The following is a 17528-nucleotide window of genomic DNA, read 5'->3' on the forward strand; positions in this document are numbered from 1 at the left end:
GTTGACTCTTACCCCGGCCTTGTCAACAGTGTCAGGAGCCGGACGGGATGATCAGCGGTTCGCCGTTGGCGCGGACGTTCCTGAGCACCAGGCCCTCCACGTGCTCCACCACGCTCGGCGTCGCGATCGTGCCGAAGTCGACGTCGGCCAGCGTGACGCCACGGATGGGCGCGTCGGCGTACCCGCGCAGGTTGAGCGCCCGGTTGGCGGTGCGCACGGTCACGTCGCGCACGTCGATCCCGCCCACCACGGGGTTGAAGCCGTGGCCCGGCCCCTCCTCGTAGTTGAAGTTGACGTCGATGACCGACCCGCCGACCTGGCCGATCTGCAGGTCGCGGGCGTGGAAGCCGTCGATGAACCCGCCGCGCACGGAGTTCGTCTTGAACCGCAGCGCGATGTCCAGGTTGGGGCTGGACATGGTGCAGTCCCTGATGAAGACCTCGCGCACGCCGCCGGACATCTCGCTGCCGATCGTCATGCCGCCGTGCCCGTCGCGGAAGGTGCAGCCCTCGACGACGATGTACTCGCTGGGCACGTTCACCCGGCGGCCGTCGGCGTTGCGTCCCGACTTGATGGCGACGCAGTCGTCGCCGGTGTCGAACGTGCAGCCCTGGATCACCACCATCCGGCTGGACTCGGGGTTGCAGCCGTCGTTGTTCGGGCCGTGCGAGCGGACCGTGACGTCGCGGACGAGCACCCGCTCCGACAGCGTGGGGTGGATCTCCCACATCGGCGAGTTGACGATCGTGACGCCCTCGATCAGCACGTTGCGGCACCGGTAGGGCTGGATGAAGGACGGGCGCAGGTAGCCGCCCTCGCCGTACACCCGCTGCTCGACCGGCGTCCCCTGCTCGGCCTGGGCGAACAGCGCGGCCCTGGCCTCGGCCTGGCGCGGCTCGCCCGGCTCCCAGCCGTGGTCGCCCGAGCCCTTCCACGGCCACCAGTGCTCGTCGTCCGCCTGCCCGTCGAGCACGCCGGAGCCGGTGACCGCGATGTCGTGCTGGCCGTGGGCGTAGATCAGCGGCGAGTAGTTGTACAGCTCGACGCCCTCGAACCTGGTCAGCACCGCCGGCAGGTACGCCTTCGGGTCGGTGCTGAACAGCAGCGTGGCGCCCGTGGTCACGTGCAGGTCCACGTTGCTCAGCAGGTGGATCGCGCCGGTCAGGTAGCGTCCCTCGGGCACGTCCACGTGGCCGCCGCCGGCCGCGTGACACGCCTCGATGGCGGCGCGTAAGGCCGCCGTGCAGTCCGTGCTCCCGTCCCCGACGGCGCCGAATTTCCTGATGTCGAAGCGGCGGTGCGGGAACCTCGGCCCGCGCACCTTGGCCACGACGCGGTTGGCGGCGGCCCACGGATCGGCGGACGCCCCCGCGGTCCCCGACCCGAGGACCGGGACGGCGAAGGCGGAGGCTGCCATGGCCAGCATGGCGTCGCGGCGGCTCAGCATGGACGGATCTCCCTACCCGCTCGGAACATCCCGGATGATATGCCGACCCATTGCAGTGATCTAGAGGGAAACGAGACATCACCCCAGGAACAGCACCGCAACCGTTTGCATCATCGCGTCCGGCGCCGGGCGTACCCGAGCAGCAGCAGGAGCGCGGCCACGGCGGTGAGCGGCGCGACGGCGGCGGCGGAACCCGGCCCGCTCGTCGCGGCGAGCGCGTTCACCATCGCTCCAGAATGCCCTCGGTCGGTTTATCACTAATTCGGTAGGTTATGCTGGTTTTGCCGCCGCGGTTCGCCCTGCGCGCTCCGGGAACGGTGACATCATCACCCGCGGGGCCGACCTGTTCACCTCGCACACCCTCGTCATCATGAGCAAAGGACGCATCGTGCAAACCGGAACCAGCCCGCGGCCCCGCACCGGCCCCGGGCCCGACGACGCCCGCCGGTCGCCGGCTCAGGCCACGGAGCGGGTGCGATGAGGCTCGGCTTCTTCACCCGGGTGCTCGACGACGCGCCGCCCGCCGAGCGTTACCGGCTGGCCACCGAGCAGATCCGGCACGCCGAGGCGTACGGGTTCGACAGCGCGTGGGTCGCGCAGCACCACTTCGACGGCGAGGAGGGCGGGCTGCCCGCGCCGCTGGTGTTCCTGTCCCAGGTCGCGGCCCGTACCGAGCGCATCAGGCTCGGCACCGGCATCATCACGCTGCCGCTGGAGCACCCGGTGCGGGTGGCCGAGGACACCGCCGTGCTCGACCTGCTGACCGGCGGGCGGCTGGAGGTGGGCGTGGGCGGCGGGGGCACGCCGTCGTCGTTCGCGGCGTTCGGGCACGACAGCGCCGAGCGCGCCGCCCTGTACGCCGAGCACCTGTGGGTGCTGCGCCGCGCCTGGGCGGGCGAGGACCTCGGCGGCGGCAACCGGCTGTACCCGTCCGCGTCCCGGCTGCTCGACGCCGTGTGGGAGGCCACGTTCTCGGTGCCGGGCGGGGCCAGGGCGGGGCGGGCCGGCCACGGGCTGATGTTGTCGCGCACCCAGCCCAGGCCCGCCGAGCAGCCGCAGGCCACGCTGGCCGACCTGCAGATCCCGATCGTCGAGGCGTACGAGGAGAGCCTGCCGGCCGGCGTCGCGCCGCGCGTCATGGCCTCGCGGACCGCGTTCGTGGCCGACAGCCGCGCCGAGGCGCTGCACTACGCCGAACTCGGCCTCGGCCGCCGCCGCCTGCCGTTCGAACTGCCCAGCAGCGACCTCGACAGCCGGATCACCGCCTTCGACGTGCATCTCGGCACGCCGCAGGACGTCATCGAGAGCCTGCTGGCCGACCCCACGCTGGAGCGGGCGACCGACGTCGTCTTCCAGGTGCACTCGGTGGACCCGCCGCACCCGCTCGTCCTGCGCTCCATCGAGTTGCTGGCGACCGAGGTCGCGCCCGCGCTGGGCTGGCTCCCCTCGGCGGGGGCGCGCACCACCTGATGCGGCGTTTGCGGGACAGCGGCGGTTGTGGTGCATTTGTCGGGTGGCAGGGAAGATCCCGCCCGGCCGCGTCCCGCTGACGGAGCAACTGTGATCAACGTACTGATCGTGGACGACCACGCCGTGGTCCGGGCCGGGCTGCGCCTGCTGCTCGACACCGGGCCCGGCCTGACCACCGTGGGCGAGGCCGCCGACGGGCTGGAGGCGGTACGGCAGTCGCACGCGCTCCGGCCCGACGTGGTGCTGATGGACCTGCACCTGCCCGGCATGGACGGCGTGGCGGCCACGGAACGCATCGTCACCGAACTGCGGGACACGAAGGTGCTGGCGTTGAGCACGTTCGACCTGGAGGAGCACGTGGTGGCGGCGCTGCGGGCGGGAGCGTCGGGCTTCCTGCCCAAGGACGTCTCGCCGGAGGAGCTGATCGACGGCATCAGGATCGTGCACCGGGGCGAGGCGACGGTGGCACCCCGGCTGCTGGCCGGGCTGATCGGCAGGTTCGTCCGGCCCGCGCGACCGGGCCGGGTGGCGCTCCCGCCGGAACTGGACGGGCTCAGCGAGCGGGAGCGGCAGGTGCTCGAACTCATCGCGCGCGGGCTGTCCAACCAGGAGATCGCCGGTGAGACCGGGCTCGCGGTCTCGACGGTGAAGAACCGGGTGAGCGACCTGTTCGCCAAGCTGGGCCTGCGCGACCGGGCCCAGGCGGTCATCGTCGCCTACGAGGCGGGGCTGGTGACCCCCGGCGACCAGCACCGCTGAGCCCGGACGCCGCCTCAGCCCTGGTGCGCGAGGGCGGCGGCGACCGTGTCGGCCGTCGGCGCGGCACCCGTCACCCGGCCAGCGCGCCGCGCAGCCGGCCCGCCTCCTTCACCAGGCGGGACTTCGGCGGCCGGGACGCCACCTCCGCCAGGCCGGGGATCTCGCCGCGCGCCCCGGCGCGGGTGGCGAGGTCCGTCGCCAGCGCCAGCAGATCGCTCAGCCCGTGGACGCGCGCGCCGGACGGCAGCAGCCGCGGCAGCAGCTCCGCCAGCACCGGCCACACCGCCCGCGCCCCCACCGTCACCGAGGCGTCCCGCAGCGCGGACGCCAGGCGGGAGGCCACCGGCACCGTCAGCTCCCCGAGGGCCGCGGCCAGCCGCGCCGGGTCAAGTTCCCCGCGCGAGACCATGACGACCAGCGCGTCCACCGCGGCCGCCCGGTGCTCGCGGCCGTTCTCGTTCAGTCCCCCGGCCAGCGCGCGGTGCGTCGCCTCGCCCTTGCGGCCGGGGAGCGACGCGAGCCGTTCCAGGGTCCGGCAGTCCATGCGCGCGCCGGAGCGGCGTGCCACGTACCACGCCCATTCGGCCTGGACGTCCGGGTCGCACGGGAGGTCCTCCGGGCGGCAGGCGAACACCGAGCGGGCGTGGACGGGGCTGCGCCCCTCGGTGGCGGCGGGTCCGGCCAGCAGGGTGGCGAACGGTTCGGGGTAGGCGGCCGGATCCGCGTCCCGTCCGCCGGTGCGGAGGCGGTCGGCGAGGCGGCGTCCCGCGGGCGAGGTCAGCGCGCCGGCCGCCGCCCGCACGTCGGGATCGTCCTGGGGCACGACCCGCAGCAGCGCCTGCGCCAGGTCCACCGGGCCGGGCTCGGCCGCCAGCCGCTCGTACGCGGCGATGCGCGCGACGAGTTCGGCCGCCGCCACCGTGCCGTCGTCGTGTGTGGCGGTGGCCAGCGGGAACGGCGTCGTGACGCCCTCCTGGAGCCGGCCGATCAGTTCCCGGCCCCGGACCTCGACCATGGTATTGAAGATCGACCCCCTGCTCGGACACGGCACCCCGCACACAACCGCCGCCACCCCCAGGAGGTTCCACGGTTCGTGCCCGGCCTGCGAGAACCACTCGAGGTGATCGGCGATCCCCGCCCGCAGCGCGGTCGCGAGCCTCTCGCGGTCCTGGTGGGCGTGCCGGATCAGGCGGTCCAGCAGGGCGTCCTCGAACGGGCCGTCGTCCTGGTGGCGGCGCCACCAGACGCGCAGGGCCGCGGCGGCGTCCTCGGGGGTGTCGTCCTGCGGGAGTTCCAGCCGCGCCGCCGTCGGCGGCGGGGGCGGGGCGAGGTCGGGCTCGCGCTCCGGGAGCGCGGACGGCTCGGGAGCCTCGGCGCTGCGCGGCAGATGGCGGGCGATCAGCCGCTCGACCCGCTCCCGCAGCGCCGCGTCCTCCAGCGTGTCCCGTGCCTCCGCCAGCACCGGGACCGCGGCGCCCGCCGTCTCGGGCTCCTGCCGGACGACCCGGTCCAGCCAGCTCAGTTGGGCCCGGACGAGCTTCTTCTCCGGGCGCAGCAGCACGTCGCGCGACACCTCGACGACGCGGGCGGGCGTCAGCACCTCGCCGAGCACCCGCTGCGCGTGGGCGGCGACGGTGGACGGGCCGTCCAGCAGCAGCCGGACGTAGTCGTCCGCGTACTTCGCGCACTCCTGCACCGGGGGCGCGAGCCGCTCCAGCGTCCACAGCCGGAACCGGACGTCCGCGGTCGCTCCGGTGCCGCGGACCAGCGCGGCGAGCACGGCGTCGTGGAGGCGGGCGGCGTCGAGGGTGCCGTCGGTGGCGAGGGCCGCGAGCGCGGCCGGCCAGGAGTCGTCCGGGTCGTCGCCGGAGTACGGCCGCAGCTCCGTGTAGCCCTGCGACCCGTCGATCTCGAACAGGCGGTGGACGAGGGGCCGCAGGAACGGGTCATCCGCCAGGACGACGGCGAGCGGGCGATCGTCCCAGGTCGGCGGGGTGGTGTCGATGTTGTACCGGCCGGCCGTCTCCCTGGCCCACGTGAGGACGAACGCGTCCGTGGTCGGGACGGCGCAGCCCGAGCGCCGGATCAGCTCGACGACCAGGTGGTAGTAGGGCAGTTCGCCCTCGTCGAGGCGGGCGGCGGCGAGCCGGCGGACGAGCTCGGCCTGGAAGGCGGCGTCGCGGGTATCGGGCCCGTCGGCGAACAGGCAGGCGATCAGGGACGCGTCGGGCCGCCAGCCCGGGATGCTGGTGACCCGGGTCTTACCCGTGAGCAGCCACTCGGCGACGGCCGGGGCAGTGGCCAGGCACCCCGCGCCGGCGAGCTGCACCGCGATGCGGCGCGGGTCGTCGTAGGTCCACAGGGTGATCCTGCTGAGGGCGGCGCGGGCGGCCTTCAGCGCGGGAACGGCGGCGCGGCGCTCGTCCTCGGTCATGGCGGCCAGGGCGTCGGGGACGGCGCGGTAGTCGCCGTCGTCGATGAGGGTGAACAGCGGGTGGTCGGACATGGTGGGCGCGCTCTCCTGTGCGGTGGTTCGGGTCGGTGGGTGGTGCTGGATCGAGGCGATGCGGTACGCGCGAGGCGGGCCGGACAGGCTGGCCGAGCGGGCGGGATGCTCGGTCAGCGGTTCTGGGTCGTTCCGGTGTCGCCGGGGGTGGTCGGCCCGGTCTCCGTGGCGCCCGCGATGCGTACGGCGAGGGCGTGGCTGCAGGGCCCGCGGCGGCCCTCGTGCTCGGCCCACCACTGGCACGTGCACGCCGGCACCCCCCGCGTGGTTCCGGCCTCGCCCCGCACCCGGTGCGTGCGCCCTTCGGCCGTCGTGACCTGCGCGAGGCCCGGACCGAGGCCGCGCACGCCGCCCGCGGCGACGATCGCGCGGGCGGCCCGCAGCCGCGGGTTGTGGTGCTCGGCCCGGCCGGGGACGAACGGCAGCTCGCGGTGGAAGAACGCGTCCGCGGCGAGGTCGTGGCCCACCCGGCCGTCCGCCCCGAGGCGGGTGAGCGCGGCGCGGGTGCGCTCGACCGTCAGCCCCGCCTCGGCGGCCAGCCCGGCGGTGTCGATCCGGGCGTCCCAGGCGAGCAGGACGGACAGCAGCTCGGCATCGGCCTCGACGTCGGGCCCGGCGAGATCGTCCAGCACCGCTCCCTCCCCCGAGAACCCGCGGCCCGTCTCGGGCGACAGCGTGAGCGTCAGCCGGAGACCACCCGGGAGGGACAGCTCCCACGCCGCGGCCTGCGCAGGGCTGCGGGCGGTCACCGGCGGCCCGTAGAGGCGCAGGCCGCGGGCGTGGCGCAGCACCCGGCGCAGCGCGGTGAGGCGCTGCGGCCCGGGCAGGCACACGGCCCCCGGCACGGGCCTGGACGTGCCGCGCAGCCGCCCGTGGCCGGCGACGACCCACTCCGCGCCGCGCGAGGCGTTGCCGGACCCGGCCCTCGGGAGGGTGCGCAGGAAGCGCAGCGCCTCGGCGGCGGACAGCTCGGCGCGCAGGCCGAACCGGGAGGTGATGACCGAGGTCTCGGCGAAGCCCCGGATCCAGCGGTCGGGCAGCGGGACCTTCTTCTCGACGATGCGCTCGCCGCCGGTCCGGACGGCGAGCTCGTCGGGCCCGACGGTGAGGCCGAGCGGCTCACGGGCGGTCAGCCGTCCGAGGGCGTCCCGCAGCGGGAGGTTGACGTCGACGTTCGTGGTGCCCCGGCCGACCTGCCCGCCGTCCAGCCCGTCCGGGGGCACGTCCAGCCGGGCGTGCACGCCGCAGCAGCCGGAGAACGACTCGAACCGCAGCCGGCCGCCCCCGGCCGTGACCACGGGATCGAGGCTGGCGCTCCCGCTCAGCCGGGGGTCGTGGTAGCGGGCGGACGCCACGTCGGCGACGGCGAGCAGCGCCGCGGCGGACACCTCGGGCTCGGTGAGGGCCCCGTCGAAGAAGCGGGGGTTCGCGGCGGCCCCGGCCGGGGTGCGTCCCCCGCAGGTCTGCAGGGCGAGGACGTGCACGGCGGCGTCCAGGGCGGACGGGGCGCGGTAGGTGTACGTCGTGGTGGCTGCGATCATGTGACGGAACCCTAAACCCGGGGTCCGACATCCCCCTGCTCGTGATCGCGACCCCGGCGAGCGGGTGCGCCGCCGGTCACCCCGTCAGCAGAAGCCGACCCAGTAGAACCGGAAGCCGTCGGCAGCGTCGGAGTTGAGGTTGGCGAGCCACCATTTCTCCCCCTTACGCACGGGAATCGTGTAACAGGACGGACTCCCCTTGATGTTCACCGCGATGGTCGACCCTTGACTCCATTCCTCTCTCATCACGAAGATGTACGGCTCGCTGCTGCCGTAGCTTCCTTGATAGGTGTTCTCGACAACCAGGATCCCGTCATGATCTACATGGACGTAATCCGTGCCACCGCCGCTGAACTCGGGTTCCAGCCGCACGGCCTCCTCGAACAAGGCCGACAGGTTGGCCTTTCCGAAAACCGTCGCATCATGGTCGACCTGGAGGTTGCTTCGGGCATAGAGGTCGCCGCGCGCGGTCGTGCTGCCGGAGACGTCGAGTGCGGACCGCGCGGTCAGGTCGCCGTTGACGATCAATCCGTTGGAGCCGACGGTCGTGAGCTTGTTCGCCACCTTCAGGTCATCGAGGGTGGGGTCGGTGATGGTGACGGTGAGGGTGGCGCACCGGTAGCTCGTCTCGAAACCGGTGGTCACGGACGCCCTGAGCGTCAGGGTGGTGTCGTTGACGATCGTGCTGCCCGCCAGCGTGCAGGACGTGGCGGTGCCTTCGTAGAGGGTCGTGCCGAAGCCGTCGTAGAGCTGGAATTCGCTGCCGTTGCTCTCCCAGGTGAGCAGGATTTCCGCCCCGGTCCTGAACTTCGTCCGGGGAACGGTCGGCTTGTCCGGCGCGCCGGACAGGAAGTTGTGCAGGTAGAAGGCGGGTTCCGCGGTGTCCCAGGTCAGGTCCTGCGGTGTCTTTCTGGCGTATTTCCCGCTGGTGGTGCCGGAGGTCTCGGTGGCCGGGCAGGTGAGGATGCTGCCGGGGGTGGCGGCGAGATCGCCGCTGATGCTGATGGTCAGCGGGGTGTCGATGAGGTCGAACCCGGGAATGGGCGGGGCCTGGAAGACGACGTGGTAGTAGTTCGTCGCCGGGGCGAGGCCCAGTTCCCGTCCGGTCTTCACCTGGGCGGACGCGATGCTCCATTTCCCGCTGATCGAGGACCGCGGGTTCTCGGTGAAGTACGCGCCGCCGTCGTCGGGCGCGCTGACCGGCACGGCGACGTCGAGCTTGTCGCAGTAGACGTTCTGACCGGCCGGGCTGGAGACGGTGATGTCGATCGCGTTGGCACCCGGTTTGTCGGGGGTGCCCGCCTGGAGCGGCGCGGTGCTGGTGCTGTAGCGCAGCAGAGGGGCATCGGACATGGGCATGGCCTCCTGGGAGCGAGCCGGCGGTGCGCCCCCGGCCCCGGCCGGAGACGCACCACAAAGATCAACTCCTTGATCCAATCGCCCGCCATTGGAGCGTGACAAGAACCCCGAAGAGCCTACAAAGGGGCAATTCGGTAACACTCTCCGTGTCTTGACACGCCCCCGAGACCGACGAACCTCCACACCGCGAAGCCCTGGATCCGCGACCCGCAGGCGACCACCGAGGCACGCCGAACGGTCAGGCCCTACGGGGCCGGGAAGGCACCGAGCTGCCGCAGCACGGACAGAACGTCGACGACCGCCCAGGTCTCGGCGACCTGCCCGTCGGCGAAGCGGACGATCAGGGTCTCCTGGTACGTGACCGTCTTGCCGGTCGGCGCGATGCCCATGTACTCGCCCTGCTGGGTCCCGGTGACCGTGTTCCTGGTGACCACCTTGTCCCCCTCCGCGATCACGTCCTCGATGTGCACGTCGAGGTCGGGGAAGGCGCGGTCGAGCGCCGCCAGCACCTCCTTCATCGACTGCCTGCCCGTCGTGGCGAGGGGCAACGGCGTGTGGATCAGCACGTCCGGGTGGATGATCTCGTCGATCGTCCTGGAGATGACGTCCGCGTCGCCGGTGCTGACGGCGTCGTGGAAGCGCCGCAGCGCCGCCTTGTTGGTCGCGACTTCGGTGGTGGTCATGTGATCGCTCCTCAGATCGAAAATCGAGTCGTACGTCGCAGTGCCGGCCCGGCGTCCGGTCACCAGCCGTAGGGGCCGAACCGCCCCCAGGCGACGAGCGCGCAGAGCACGAGCAGGACGCCGGGCGCCGCCAGCCCGGACAATTCCTTCCTGCGCAGGTGCAGGGCCCCGGCCAGCAGCATCATGATCGCCAGCCCGGTCGCGGCGATCGGCGTCAGGACGGGCGCGACCCCGGTGGCGGCCGGCACGATCAGCCCGATCGCGCCCAGCAGTTCCAGCACGCCGATGGACCGGACGGCCGTGCCGGAGAACATGTGCGTCCACAGATACTTGCCGGCCAGTGCGTCCATGGGCTGACGGATCTTCTCCAGGCCGGACATGGCGAACATGGCGGCGAGGATCGCCTGGACGATCCACAGGAACACGTTCATGGAGGCGTCTCACCTGTCGCGTCGAGGTTCGGGGCGTCCCGTCGCCGCTCGGGCGGAAGGCCGGGAGGTTTGTCGTTCATGTCCAGGTGACGAACGGGCCTCCGCCGGGGGGACAGCCGGCTCAGAGCTGTTCGAGCCGCCGGGTCAGGAAGCGCCGCTCGGGGGTCGAGGCGGCCAGTTCGAGGGCGCGCCGGTAGGCCGTCCGGGCCTCGGCGGCGCGGCCCAGCCGCCGCAGCAGTTCCCCGCGCGTCGAGTGGAAGTACAGGTAGCCGTCGAGCTCGAGGCCGTCGACGGCACGCAACGCGGCGGCGGGATCGCCGGCCTGGGCGACCGCCACGGCCCGGTTCAGCTCGACCACCGCCGAACCGGTGAGGCCGACCAGCCGCCGGTACAACTCGGCGACCTGCGGCCAGTCGATCCGCTCACGCGCCTGGAGCGAGGCGATGGCGGCCTGCACGACGTACGCGCCGCGCCCGCCCAGCTCCATCGCCCGGTCCAGCACCGCCCGCCCGTCCGCGATCTGCCGCTGGTCCCACAACGAGCGGTCCTGATCGTCGAGCAGGACGAGATCATCACCGGAGAAGCGGGCCCGCCGCCGCGCGTGGTGGATCATCATCAGCGCCAGCAGCCCGTGTGCCTCCGGCTCGCGCGGCATCAGCCCGGCCAGCACCCGCCCCAGCCGGATGGCCTCGGCGCCCAGGTCGACCCGGCCGCTGTAGCCCTCGTTGTAGATGAGGTAGACGACCGCCAGCACCGCGTCGAGCCGTTCGGGCAGGCGATGCGCGCCCGGGACCGCGAACGGGATCCCGGTCGCCTTGATCTTGGCCTTCGCGCGGGTCAGGCGCCGCTTCATGGTCTCCTCCGAGACCACGAACGCGCGGGCGATCTCCGCCGTCTGGAGGCCGCCGAGGGCCCGCAGCGTGAGCGCCACCTGCCCCTCCAGCGGCAGCGCCGGATGGCAGCAGGTGAAGATCAGCTCAAGCCGCTCGTCCTTGATCAGGGTGTCGTCGAACTCGTCCACGATGGCCTCCGGCGCCGGCAGCAGGTGGATCTTCTGGGCCAGGGTGCGTTCCCGGCGGATCCGGTCGATCGCCCGGTTGCGGGCCGTCGTCACCAGCCAGGCGCCCGGAGTGTCCGGCGCACCCGAGGCCGGCCAGCGCTCCGCCGCGATGGCGAACGCCTCCTGCGCCGCCTCCTCGGCCCGGTCGAAGTCACCGAGGAACCCGACCAGCGAGGCCAGCACCCGGCCCCACTGGTCGCGGAACACCTCCTCCAGCACGCTCAGAGCCGCACCACCGGCCTGACCTCCACGGTGCCGCCGAAGCGCAGGGCCGGGACGCGCGCCGCCAGTTCGAGCGCCTCGTCCAGGTCGGCGGCCTCGATCAGGCAGAAGCCGCCCAGCACCTCCTTGGTGTCGGCGAACGGGCCGTCGGTCATCAGCGTCCGGCCGCCGGACAGGCGCACACAGGTCGCCATCTCCGCGGGCTGCAACTGCGCGGCGCCGACGTAGCGCTCGTCGCCGGCCATCGCGACGTACTCGGCGTACGACGCCTCACGCTCCTCGTCCGACGACGTCTCCAGGTAGCCGGGCTCGGCGTAGATCAGCAGGGCGTACTGCATCCCAACCTCCAGGGCAGTGGGCTCTCACCAGCACGACGAACGAGCGGCCGCGCGGGGGACACCGCCGTCCGCTGCCAATGTAACGACTTTCCCGCCCCCGGCTCCGTGCGGCGCCTGTCAGGCGTGCGCGGGAGCCGGCCGTGCGGGAGCGGGGTGGGCGAAGTCGGGATGGGCGAAGTCCCTCTCCCGCAGCGACGCCAGCCTGCGCTGCCACGGCACGAACAACCAGGAGATCACCGGCAGCTTGAGCAGCCGCATCAGCGCCCTGCGCCACAGGAGTTCCACCCGGCTGATCGGGATGAACAGGCTGCGCATCCGCATCCCGTTGTCCTGGAGGTCGTCGATGGCCGGGCGCAGCCGCCGCTCCCACCGCTCCAGCGCCCCGGGCACGTCGCGGGGGTGGCGGGCCAGCATGGTGCCCAGCAGATCGGCGCCGGCCAGCCCGGCCGAGACGCCCATCCCCGCGTACAGGGTCACGCACCAGGCCGCGTCGCCCACGAGCACCACCCGGCCGCGCTGCCAGCGGTCCATGCGCACCTGCTCGACGGAGTCGAACAGGACGTCGTCGGCCGACTCCACCGCGTCCAGCGCCGCGCCCAGCGCCCGCCCCGTCGGCTCGGGACCGAACACCTCCCGTACCCTTGCCGCCATCGGCCGGGTGAACTCGGCCGCGACGTCGTCGGTGCGGTAGCTCAGCAGCAAGGTGGGCGGCCGGTCCTCGAACGGGAAGGTCCACATCGACCGTCCTGGCTCCATGAGGACGACGCCGTCGCTCTGCTTGTGACCGGGCAGCGCACCGGGCAACTGGCAGGCCACCGCCATGCAGTTCGTCGGCCGCAGGTACCTCTCGTCGGGCCCGAACACCAGCCGCCGCACCGTGGAGCGCAGTCCGTCCGCGCCGACGACCAGGTCGAACCGCTCGGTGACCGGCCGTCCGCCGGCGGTGGCCAGCGTCACGTCGGCCCCCTCGGCGTCCTGCTCGATCCTGGTCGGCACGGTGGCGTAGCGGATCTCGACGTCGGACGGCAACGCGGCGAACCCGGCCTTCTCCACATCGCCCCGTGTCATCAGCCACGGCCGGCCGGGAAAGTCCTTGAAGCTCCATCCGGGCCGCCGCCTGCCGGTGCGGTCGATGTCGTAGCTGGCGCCGTCCGAATCCCGGTCGGACAGGCCGTCGAGGATGCCCAGGCGTCCGGCGGCGGCCCGTCCGGCGCCGAACAGCGCGACGAAGTAGCCGCCGGAGCGCCGGGCGGGACTTCGCTCGACGATGACGGGCGTCCACCCGATCTGCCGCAGCCGCACCGCCGTGGCGATGCCGCTGATGCCCAATCCGACCACCAGAGCCCGGCGGCCACCATGGTCAGACGTGTCCATGCTCTCTCCTCACGAGGTCACGAGTTCAGGAGGTCACGAGGTGAAGGGGCGCGGGAGCCGTCAGCCCCACTGTCCCGGCCGGTAGTCGCCGGGGGCGGGCTGCCCGGAGATGACGTTCAGGCGGTTCCAGGTGTTCATCAGGGCGATGTGCGCCACCAGGGCGCCGAGTTGCGCCTCGTCGTAGTGCGCGGCGGCCTTCGACCAGACCTCGTCGGGGACGCCGCCGGCCGCGTCCGCGATGCGGGTGCCCTGCTCGGCCAGTTCCAGTGCGGCCCGCTCGGCCTCGGTGAAGACCGTCGTCTCCCGCCACACCGCGACCATGGTGAGCCGCTCCGGCGTCTCCCCCTCGTGCGCCGCGTCCTTGGTGTGCATCTCGACGCACGGGGCACACCCGTTGATCTGGCTCACCCGCAACGCCACCAGCTCCCGCGTCGCCGCGGGCAGGGGCGAGTCGTGCACGACCTTGCTCGCGGAGACGATGTACTTGCCGAGCTTGCTCGTGACCGGGTTCGCGGTGGTGTCGAGTCGCGCTTCCATGAAGTTCTCCTCTGGCGTGTTCGCTGTCACCCCGACGACGAACGAACCCACTCCAGGGGGACACCGACCCCGTCTAGCCCGCCAGCACGGACCGCACTGACCTGGTCACGATGTCCGCGGCCTCCTCCCGGGCCAGCCGCCCCGCGCGCACCTCGGCCGCCGCCCCGTGCAGGACGTAGTGGACGAGGTTGACCAGCCACTCCAGCGGCAGGTCGGTACGGAAGACGCCCTGGTCACGGCCGCGGCGGACGAGTTCCGTCATGCGTCGCACGGGCTTGTCGTGCAGTTCGCGGACCCGTCCGGCGGGCAGGACCTCCTCGGCCGCGGCCAGCAGCGCGGCGGACTCGGCCACGATCTGCCAGCTCGATGCCAGCAGCCGGTCCATCGCCTCGCGGGCGTTCCCGGTCAGGTCGACCGAGGAGAGCACCTCGTCACCGGCCTTCAGCGCCTCCACCAGCGCGGCGTCGATGAGCTCGGCCCGGGTGCCGAAGTGCCCGTAGAGGGTCATCCGGCCGACGCCCGCGGCCTTGGCGATGTCGTCCGTCTTCGCGTTCGGGTCGGAACTCAGCAGCTTGCGGGCCGCGGTCACGATACGGGCGATGCTGCGCTCGGCATCGGCGCGGCGCTTGGGACGCACGGACGGCTCAACCATGCCACCACTCTAACGCGTATACGCATATACGAGTTATAGTCGAGGCAAAGCTCGTACATGACGTACGAGTTATTGGAACGGAGTCATCGATGAACCAGTCACACGCGCACCCGGCACGGTGGCGCGTCCTCGGCCTGCTCGGCGTGGCCCAGCTCATGCTGATCCTCGACGTCACCGTCGTCGCCATCGCGCTGCCGCACATCGAGACGGAGCTCGGGCTCAGCCGCGAGGCGATGACCTGGACGGTCAGCGCCTACACGCTCACCTTCGGCGGGCTGATGCTGCTCGGCGGCCGGATCTCGGACCTCGTGGGCGCCAAGTGGGTCATGCTCACCGGGCTCCTGGTCTTCACCGCCGCCTCGCTGGCCACCGGCCTGGCGGGATCGGCGGCCCTGCTGGTGGGCGGGCGCATCGCGCAGGGCGTCGGCGCGGCCCTGCTCTCACCCGCCGCCCTGTCGCTGGTGGTGGGCCTGTTCGACGGGGAGGAGCGGAACCGGGCCCTGGGCATCTGGTCCGCGCTCGGCGGCGGCGGGGCCGCCCTCGGCGTCCTGCTCGGCGGCCTGCTCACCGCGGGGCCCGGATGGTCCTGGGTGTTCTACGTCAACGTGCCCATCGGGCTGGTGATCGCCGTGCTGCTCGCCGCCCTCCTGCCGCAGGGGCGGCCCGGGGCCGCCGACCGGCCCCGGCTCGACGTGCTCGGCGCCGTCCTGGTGACGGCGTCCTCCGCGTCGCTCATCTACGCCCTGATCGCCGCCGGCGAGGACGGGTGGCTCACCTGGTTCACCGGCTCGCTGGTGCTGGCCGGCGCGCTCGGTTACGTGCTGTTCGTGGTGTGGCAGCGGCGAGCGCGTTCACCGCTGATGGACGTCCGCCTGCTCGTCCGGCGGCCCGTGGCGACCGGCGCGTTCCTCATCCTGATGGCGACGGCCCTGATGATCGCGGTGTTCTTCCTGGGCACCTTCTACTTCCAGCAGGCCCAGGGCTACGGCGCGCTGCAGACCGGGCTGCTGTTCCTGCCGGTGGCGGTGGCCACGATGCTCGGGGCCAACCTGACCGGCCGCCTGCTCGGCCGGTGGGGCGGGCGCGGCCTGGCCGTCGCGGGCCTGACGGTCGCGGCCCTCGGCATGGCCGTCTCGGCTCTGTCGATGACTCCCGTCGGCATCGTGGCCGGCGTGTCCGTCGCGGCGGCGGGCACCGGCGCGCTGTTCGTGGTCGCCTCGGCGACCGCGCTGGGCCAGGTGGCGCCGCACGAGGCCGGGATCGCCTCCGGCATCGTGAGCACCTTCCACGAGTTCGGCGCCTCCCTCGGCGCCGCGGCCGTGTCGAGCGTCGCCGCCGCGAGCCTGGCGGGGGACACCCTGAGCGGCTTCACCAGCGGGTTCACCGTGGCCGCGATCGCGGCGGCGGCCGGCGTCGTCATTGCCGCCCTCGTGACGCCGGGCCGGCCGGCGGAGCGGGTCCCCGCCTGAGGACCGGTTCAGTACGGGTGGTGGTTCGGCTTGTTCGCCCAGGCGGCGTACGCCTGGGCGCCGAGCTCGGGATGGATGTGCTCGATCCGGATCTTGCGCTGGTCGAGGGGCCGCTGGAAGTCCTCGTACTGGAAGGCGTCGTCGAAACCGATCTTCCGCGTCGCCTCGAGGTCGGAGCTGAAGTGCACCGAGTCGATCCGCGACCAGTAGATGGCGCTCATGCACATCGGGCACGGAGCCCCGCTCGAGTAGAGGGAGTAGCCCATGAGCATCCGGGCCCGCTCGGGCAGGAGGTCGGGCGATCCCTCCGGGCGCGGCACGAGTGCGAGCGTCGAGGTGTTCTGGCGGTCCTCCGCGACGCTGGGCGCCTCCGGGTTCAGGATCTGGACGGCCTTGCGGATCGCCTCGATCTCGCCGTGCGCGGTCGGGTCGCCGGTGAGCAGGACGCGATTCTGCCCGCGGGCGAGAATCTCCCCGTCCTTGGTGATGACCGCGCCGAACGGGCCGCCCCAGCCGTTCACAACAGACTCCGTGGCGAGTCGCACGGCTTCGGCCATGAATTCCTCGGGTCCCATCTCATAACCTCCGGCAGGTAAATTACGGCTGAAATTTCGTCATGATCGACTGCCGTGTCCGAGCCATTGCCGCCATGCCTCTCCGGACGGCCGTGGACTATACTTGCCCAGGTGGAGCCCAGTTCGAACCGTGCGACCTCGGATCGCGGCGTGACCGTGGTCATTTCGTCAAAGGTTCGCGAAGGCCGTGCGGATGATTATCGCCGCTGGCAGCAGAAACTAAATGAGAGCATGCGCTCATTCGCCGGTTTCGAAGAGGCGGAGGCTTATCCGCCGGTGCCCGGTGAACAACCGTCGTGGGTGTCTGTTTTTCGTTTCTCGGATATCGCCAGGCTGACCGGGTGGCTGAATTCGGAGTCGCGCACGGCGCTGCTCGAAGAGGTCCAGCCGCTGCTGGACGAGCCGCCGGCGCTGGAGGTCCTCGCGGGGCGGACGGCCGGCGCGGAAGCGGTCACGGCGGTGATCTCCCACAGCGTGCGGCCGGGCCGCGAGGACGACTACGCGCACTGGCAGGACCGGCTCCACCGGGCCGAGGAGCGCTTCCCCGGCTTCCTCGGGTTCGAGTCGTTCGCGCCGGTGCCCGGCGTACAGCCGCACTGGGTGGTCATGACCCGGTTCGACACCCGCGAGCACCTCGACAACTGGCTCGCCTCCGACACCCGCAGAAAGCTCCTGGACGAAGGCCGCGACTGCGTCGTCGACTTCGACGTGCGCACCGTCAAGTCGGCGTTCGGCGGCTGGTTCCGGTTCGGCGGCGGGGCCACCGAGGAGGGCGCTCCGCCCAACTGGAAGCAGGCCATGTGCGTGCTGCTGGCCCTCTATCCGACCGTGATGGCGCTGAACCTGACGGTGAGCCGGGCGCTGAGCGGCGCGGGCCTGCCCGGCTACCTCGTCCTGTTCGTCGGCAACGTGCTGAGCGTCGCCCTGCTCACCTGGGTGCTGATGCCGCTGGTCAATCGGGTCTTCGCGGCCTGGCTGCGCACCGACGTGCCCCGCTCGTCCCGCGCCTCCGCCGCCGGGGCGCTGGTGATCGTGCTGTGCTACGCGCTGTCCATCGCCGCCTTCGCCGTGATCACCCGTTAAGCGTCCGCCTGGAGGATGTCCG

16 protein-coding genes are annotated in these 17528 nt (G+C 72.4%); 4 read left to right on the forward strand and 12 right to left on the reverse strand.

The features are described 5' to 3' along the window. Positions 1–31: 31 nt before the first annotated feature. Entirely contained in the window at positions 32–1447 is a 1416-nt protein-coding gene (locus tag FAF44_RS21970) for a glycoside hydrolase family 28 protein (RefSeq protein ID WP_237105104.1), read from the reverse strand. Between the two features lie 477 nt (positions 1448–1924). On the opposite strand from FAF44_RS21970, the gene FAF44_RS21975 reads away from it, so the two are divergent. Further along, the gene (locus tag FAF44_RS21975) at positions 1925–2917 is read left to right on the forward strand and encodes a putative FMN-dependent luciferase-like monooxygenase (protein ID WP_237105105.1); all 993 of its coding nucleotides are present in this window, start codon (positions 1925–1927) and stop codon (positions 2915–2917) included. 90 nt (positions 2918–3007) lie between these two features. Further along, on the forward strand, positions 3008–3676 hold the full coding sequence (locus FAF44_RS21980) for a response regulator transcription factor (protein WP_237105106.1): 669 nt from the start codon (positions 3008–3010) through the stop codon (positions 3674–3676). 70 nt (positions 3677–3746) lie between these two features. On the opposite strand, the gene FAF44_RS21985 is transcribed toward FAF44_RS21980, so the two are convergent. From FAF44_RS21985 to FAF44_RS22030, 10 genes are all read right to left on the reverse strand, one after another. Next, positions 3747–6182: a hypothetical protein gene (locus tag FAF44_RS21985; RefSeq protein ID WP_237105107.1), complete on the reverse strand. Its 2436-nt coding sequence runs from the start codon at positions 6180–6182 to the stop codon at positions 3747–3749. 113 nt (positions 6183–6295) lie between these two features. Next, a complete protein-coding gene (locus FAF44_RS21990) occupies positions 6296–7723 on the reverse strand; it encodes an SWIM zinc finger family protein (protein ID WP_237105108.1) in 1428 nt (475 codons plus the stop codon). Positions 7724–7807: 84 nt separating this feature from the next. Continuing rightward, entirely contained in the window at positions 7808–9076 is a 1269-nt protein-coding gene (locus tag FAF44_RS21995; RefSeq protein WP_237105109.1) for a polymer-forming cytoskeletal protein, read from the reverse strand. A gap of 251 nt (positions 9077–9327) precedes the next feature. Further along, positions 9328–9765, reverse strand: a complete 438-nt coding sequence (locus FAF44_RS22000) for an ester cyclase (protein ID WP_237105110.1) — start codon at positions 9763–9765, stop codon at positions 9328–9330. A 59-nt stretch (positions 9766–9824) separates the two neighbouring features. Next, positions 9825–10196, reverse strand: coding sequence for a DoxX family protein (locus tag FAF44_RS22005; protein WP_237105111.1), 372 nt, complete (start codon positions 10194–10196; stop codon positions 9825–9827). 121 nt (positions 10197–10317) lie between these two features. Then, entirely contained in the window at positions 10318–11475 is a 1158-nt protein-coding gene (locus tag FAF44_RS22010) for an RNA polymerase sigma factor (protein WP_237105112.1), read from the reverse strand. Between the two features lie 2 nt (positions 11476–11477). Beyond that, entirely contained in the window at positions 11478–11816 is a 339-nt protein-coding gene (locus FAF44_RS22015; protein ID WP_237105113.1) for a YciI family protein, read from the reverse strand. A 117-nt stretch (positions 11817–11933) separates the two neighbouring features. After that, complete coding sequence (locus tag FAF44_RS22020) at positions 11934–13190, reverse strand: FAD-dependent monooxygenase (protein ID WP_237105114.1); 1257 nt, start codon at positions 13188–13190, stop codon at positions 11934–11936. A gap of 60 nt (positions 13191–13250) precedes the next feature. Continuing rightward, positions 13251–13727, reverse strand: a complete 477-nt coding sequence (locus FAF44_RS22025) for a carboxymuconolactone decarboxylase family protein (RefSeq protein ID WP_237105115.1) — start codon at positions 13725–13727, stop codon at positions 13251–13253. A 73-nt stretch (positions 13728–13800) separates the two neighbouring features. Beyond that, positions 13801–14379: a TetR/AcrR family transcriptional regulator gene (locus FAF44_RS22030; protein WP_237105116.1), complete on the reverse strand. Its 579-nt coding sequence runs from the start codon at positions 14377–14379 to the stop codon at positions 13801–13803. Positions 14380–14468: 89 nt separating this feature from the next. Between FAF44_RS22030 and FAF44_RS22035 the strand changes: the two genes are divergently transcribed. After that, positions 14469–15848 (forward strand): MFS transporter, encoded by a 1380-nt coding sequence (locus FAF44_RS22035; RefSeq protein WP_237105117.1) that lies wholly within the window; start codon positions 14469–14471, stop codon positions 15846–15848. 8 nt (positions 15849–15856) lie between these two features. On the opposite strand, the gene FAF44_RS22040 is transcribed toward FAF44_RS22035, so the two are convergent. Continuing rightward, positions 15857–16423: a nucleoside deaminase gene (locus FAF44_RS22040; RefSeq protein ID WP_237105118.1), complete on the reverse strand. Its 567-nt coding sequence runs from the start codon at positions 16421–16423 to the stop codon at positions 15857–15859. Positions 16424–16579: 156 nt separating this feature from the next. On the opposite strand from FAF44_RS22040, the gene FAF44_RS22045 reads away from it, so the two are divergent. After that, positions 16580–17506 (forward strand): antibiotic biosynthesis monooxygenase, encoded by a 927-nt coding sequence (locus tag FAF44_RS22045; protein ID WP_237105134.1) that lies wholly within the window; start codon positions 16580–16582, stop codon positions 17504–17506. Positions 17507–17528: the final 22 nt, after the last annotated feature.

Origin of the sequence: Nonomuraea sp. MG754425 (genome assembly GCF_021699195.1) — a bacterium.
GTDB lineage: Bacteria > Actinomycetota > Actinomycetes > Streptosporangiales > Streptosporangiaceae > Nonomuraea.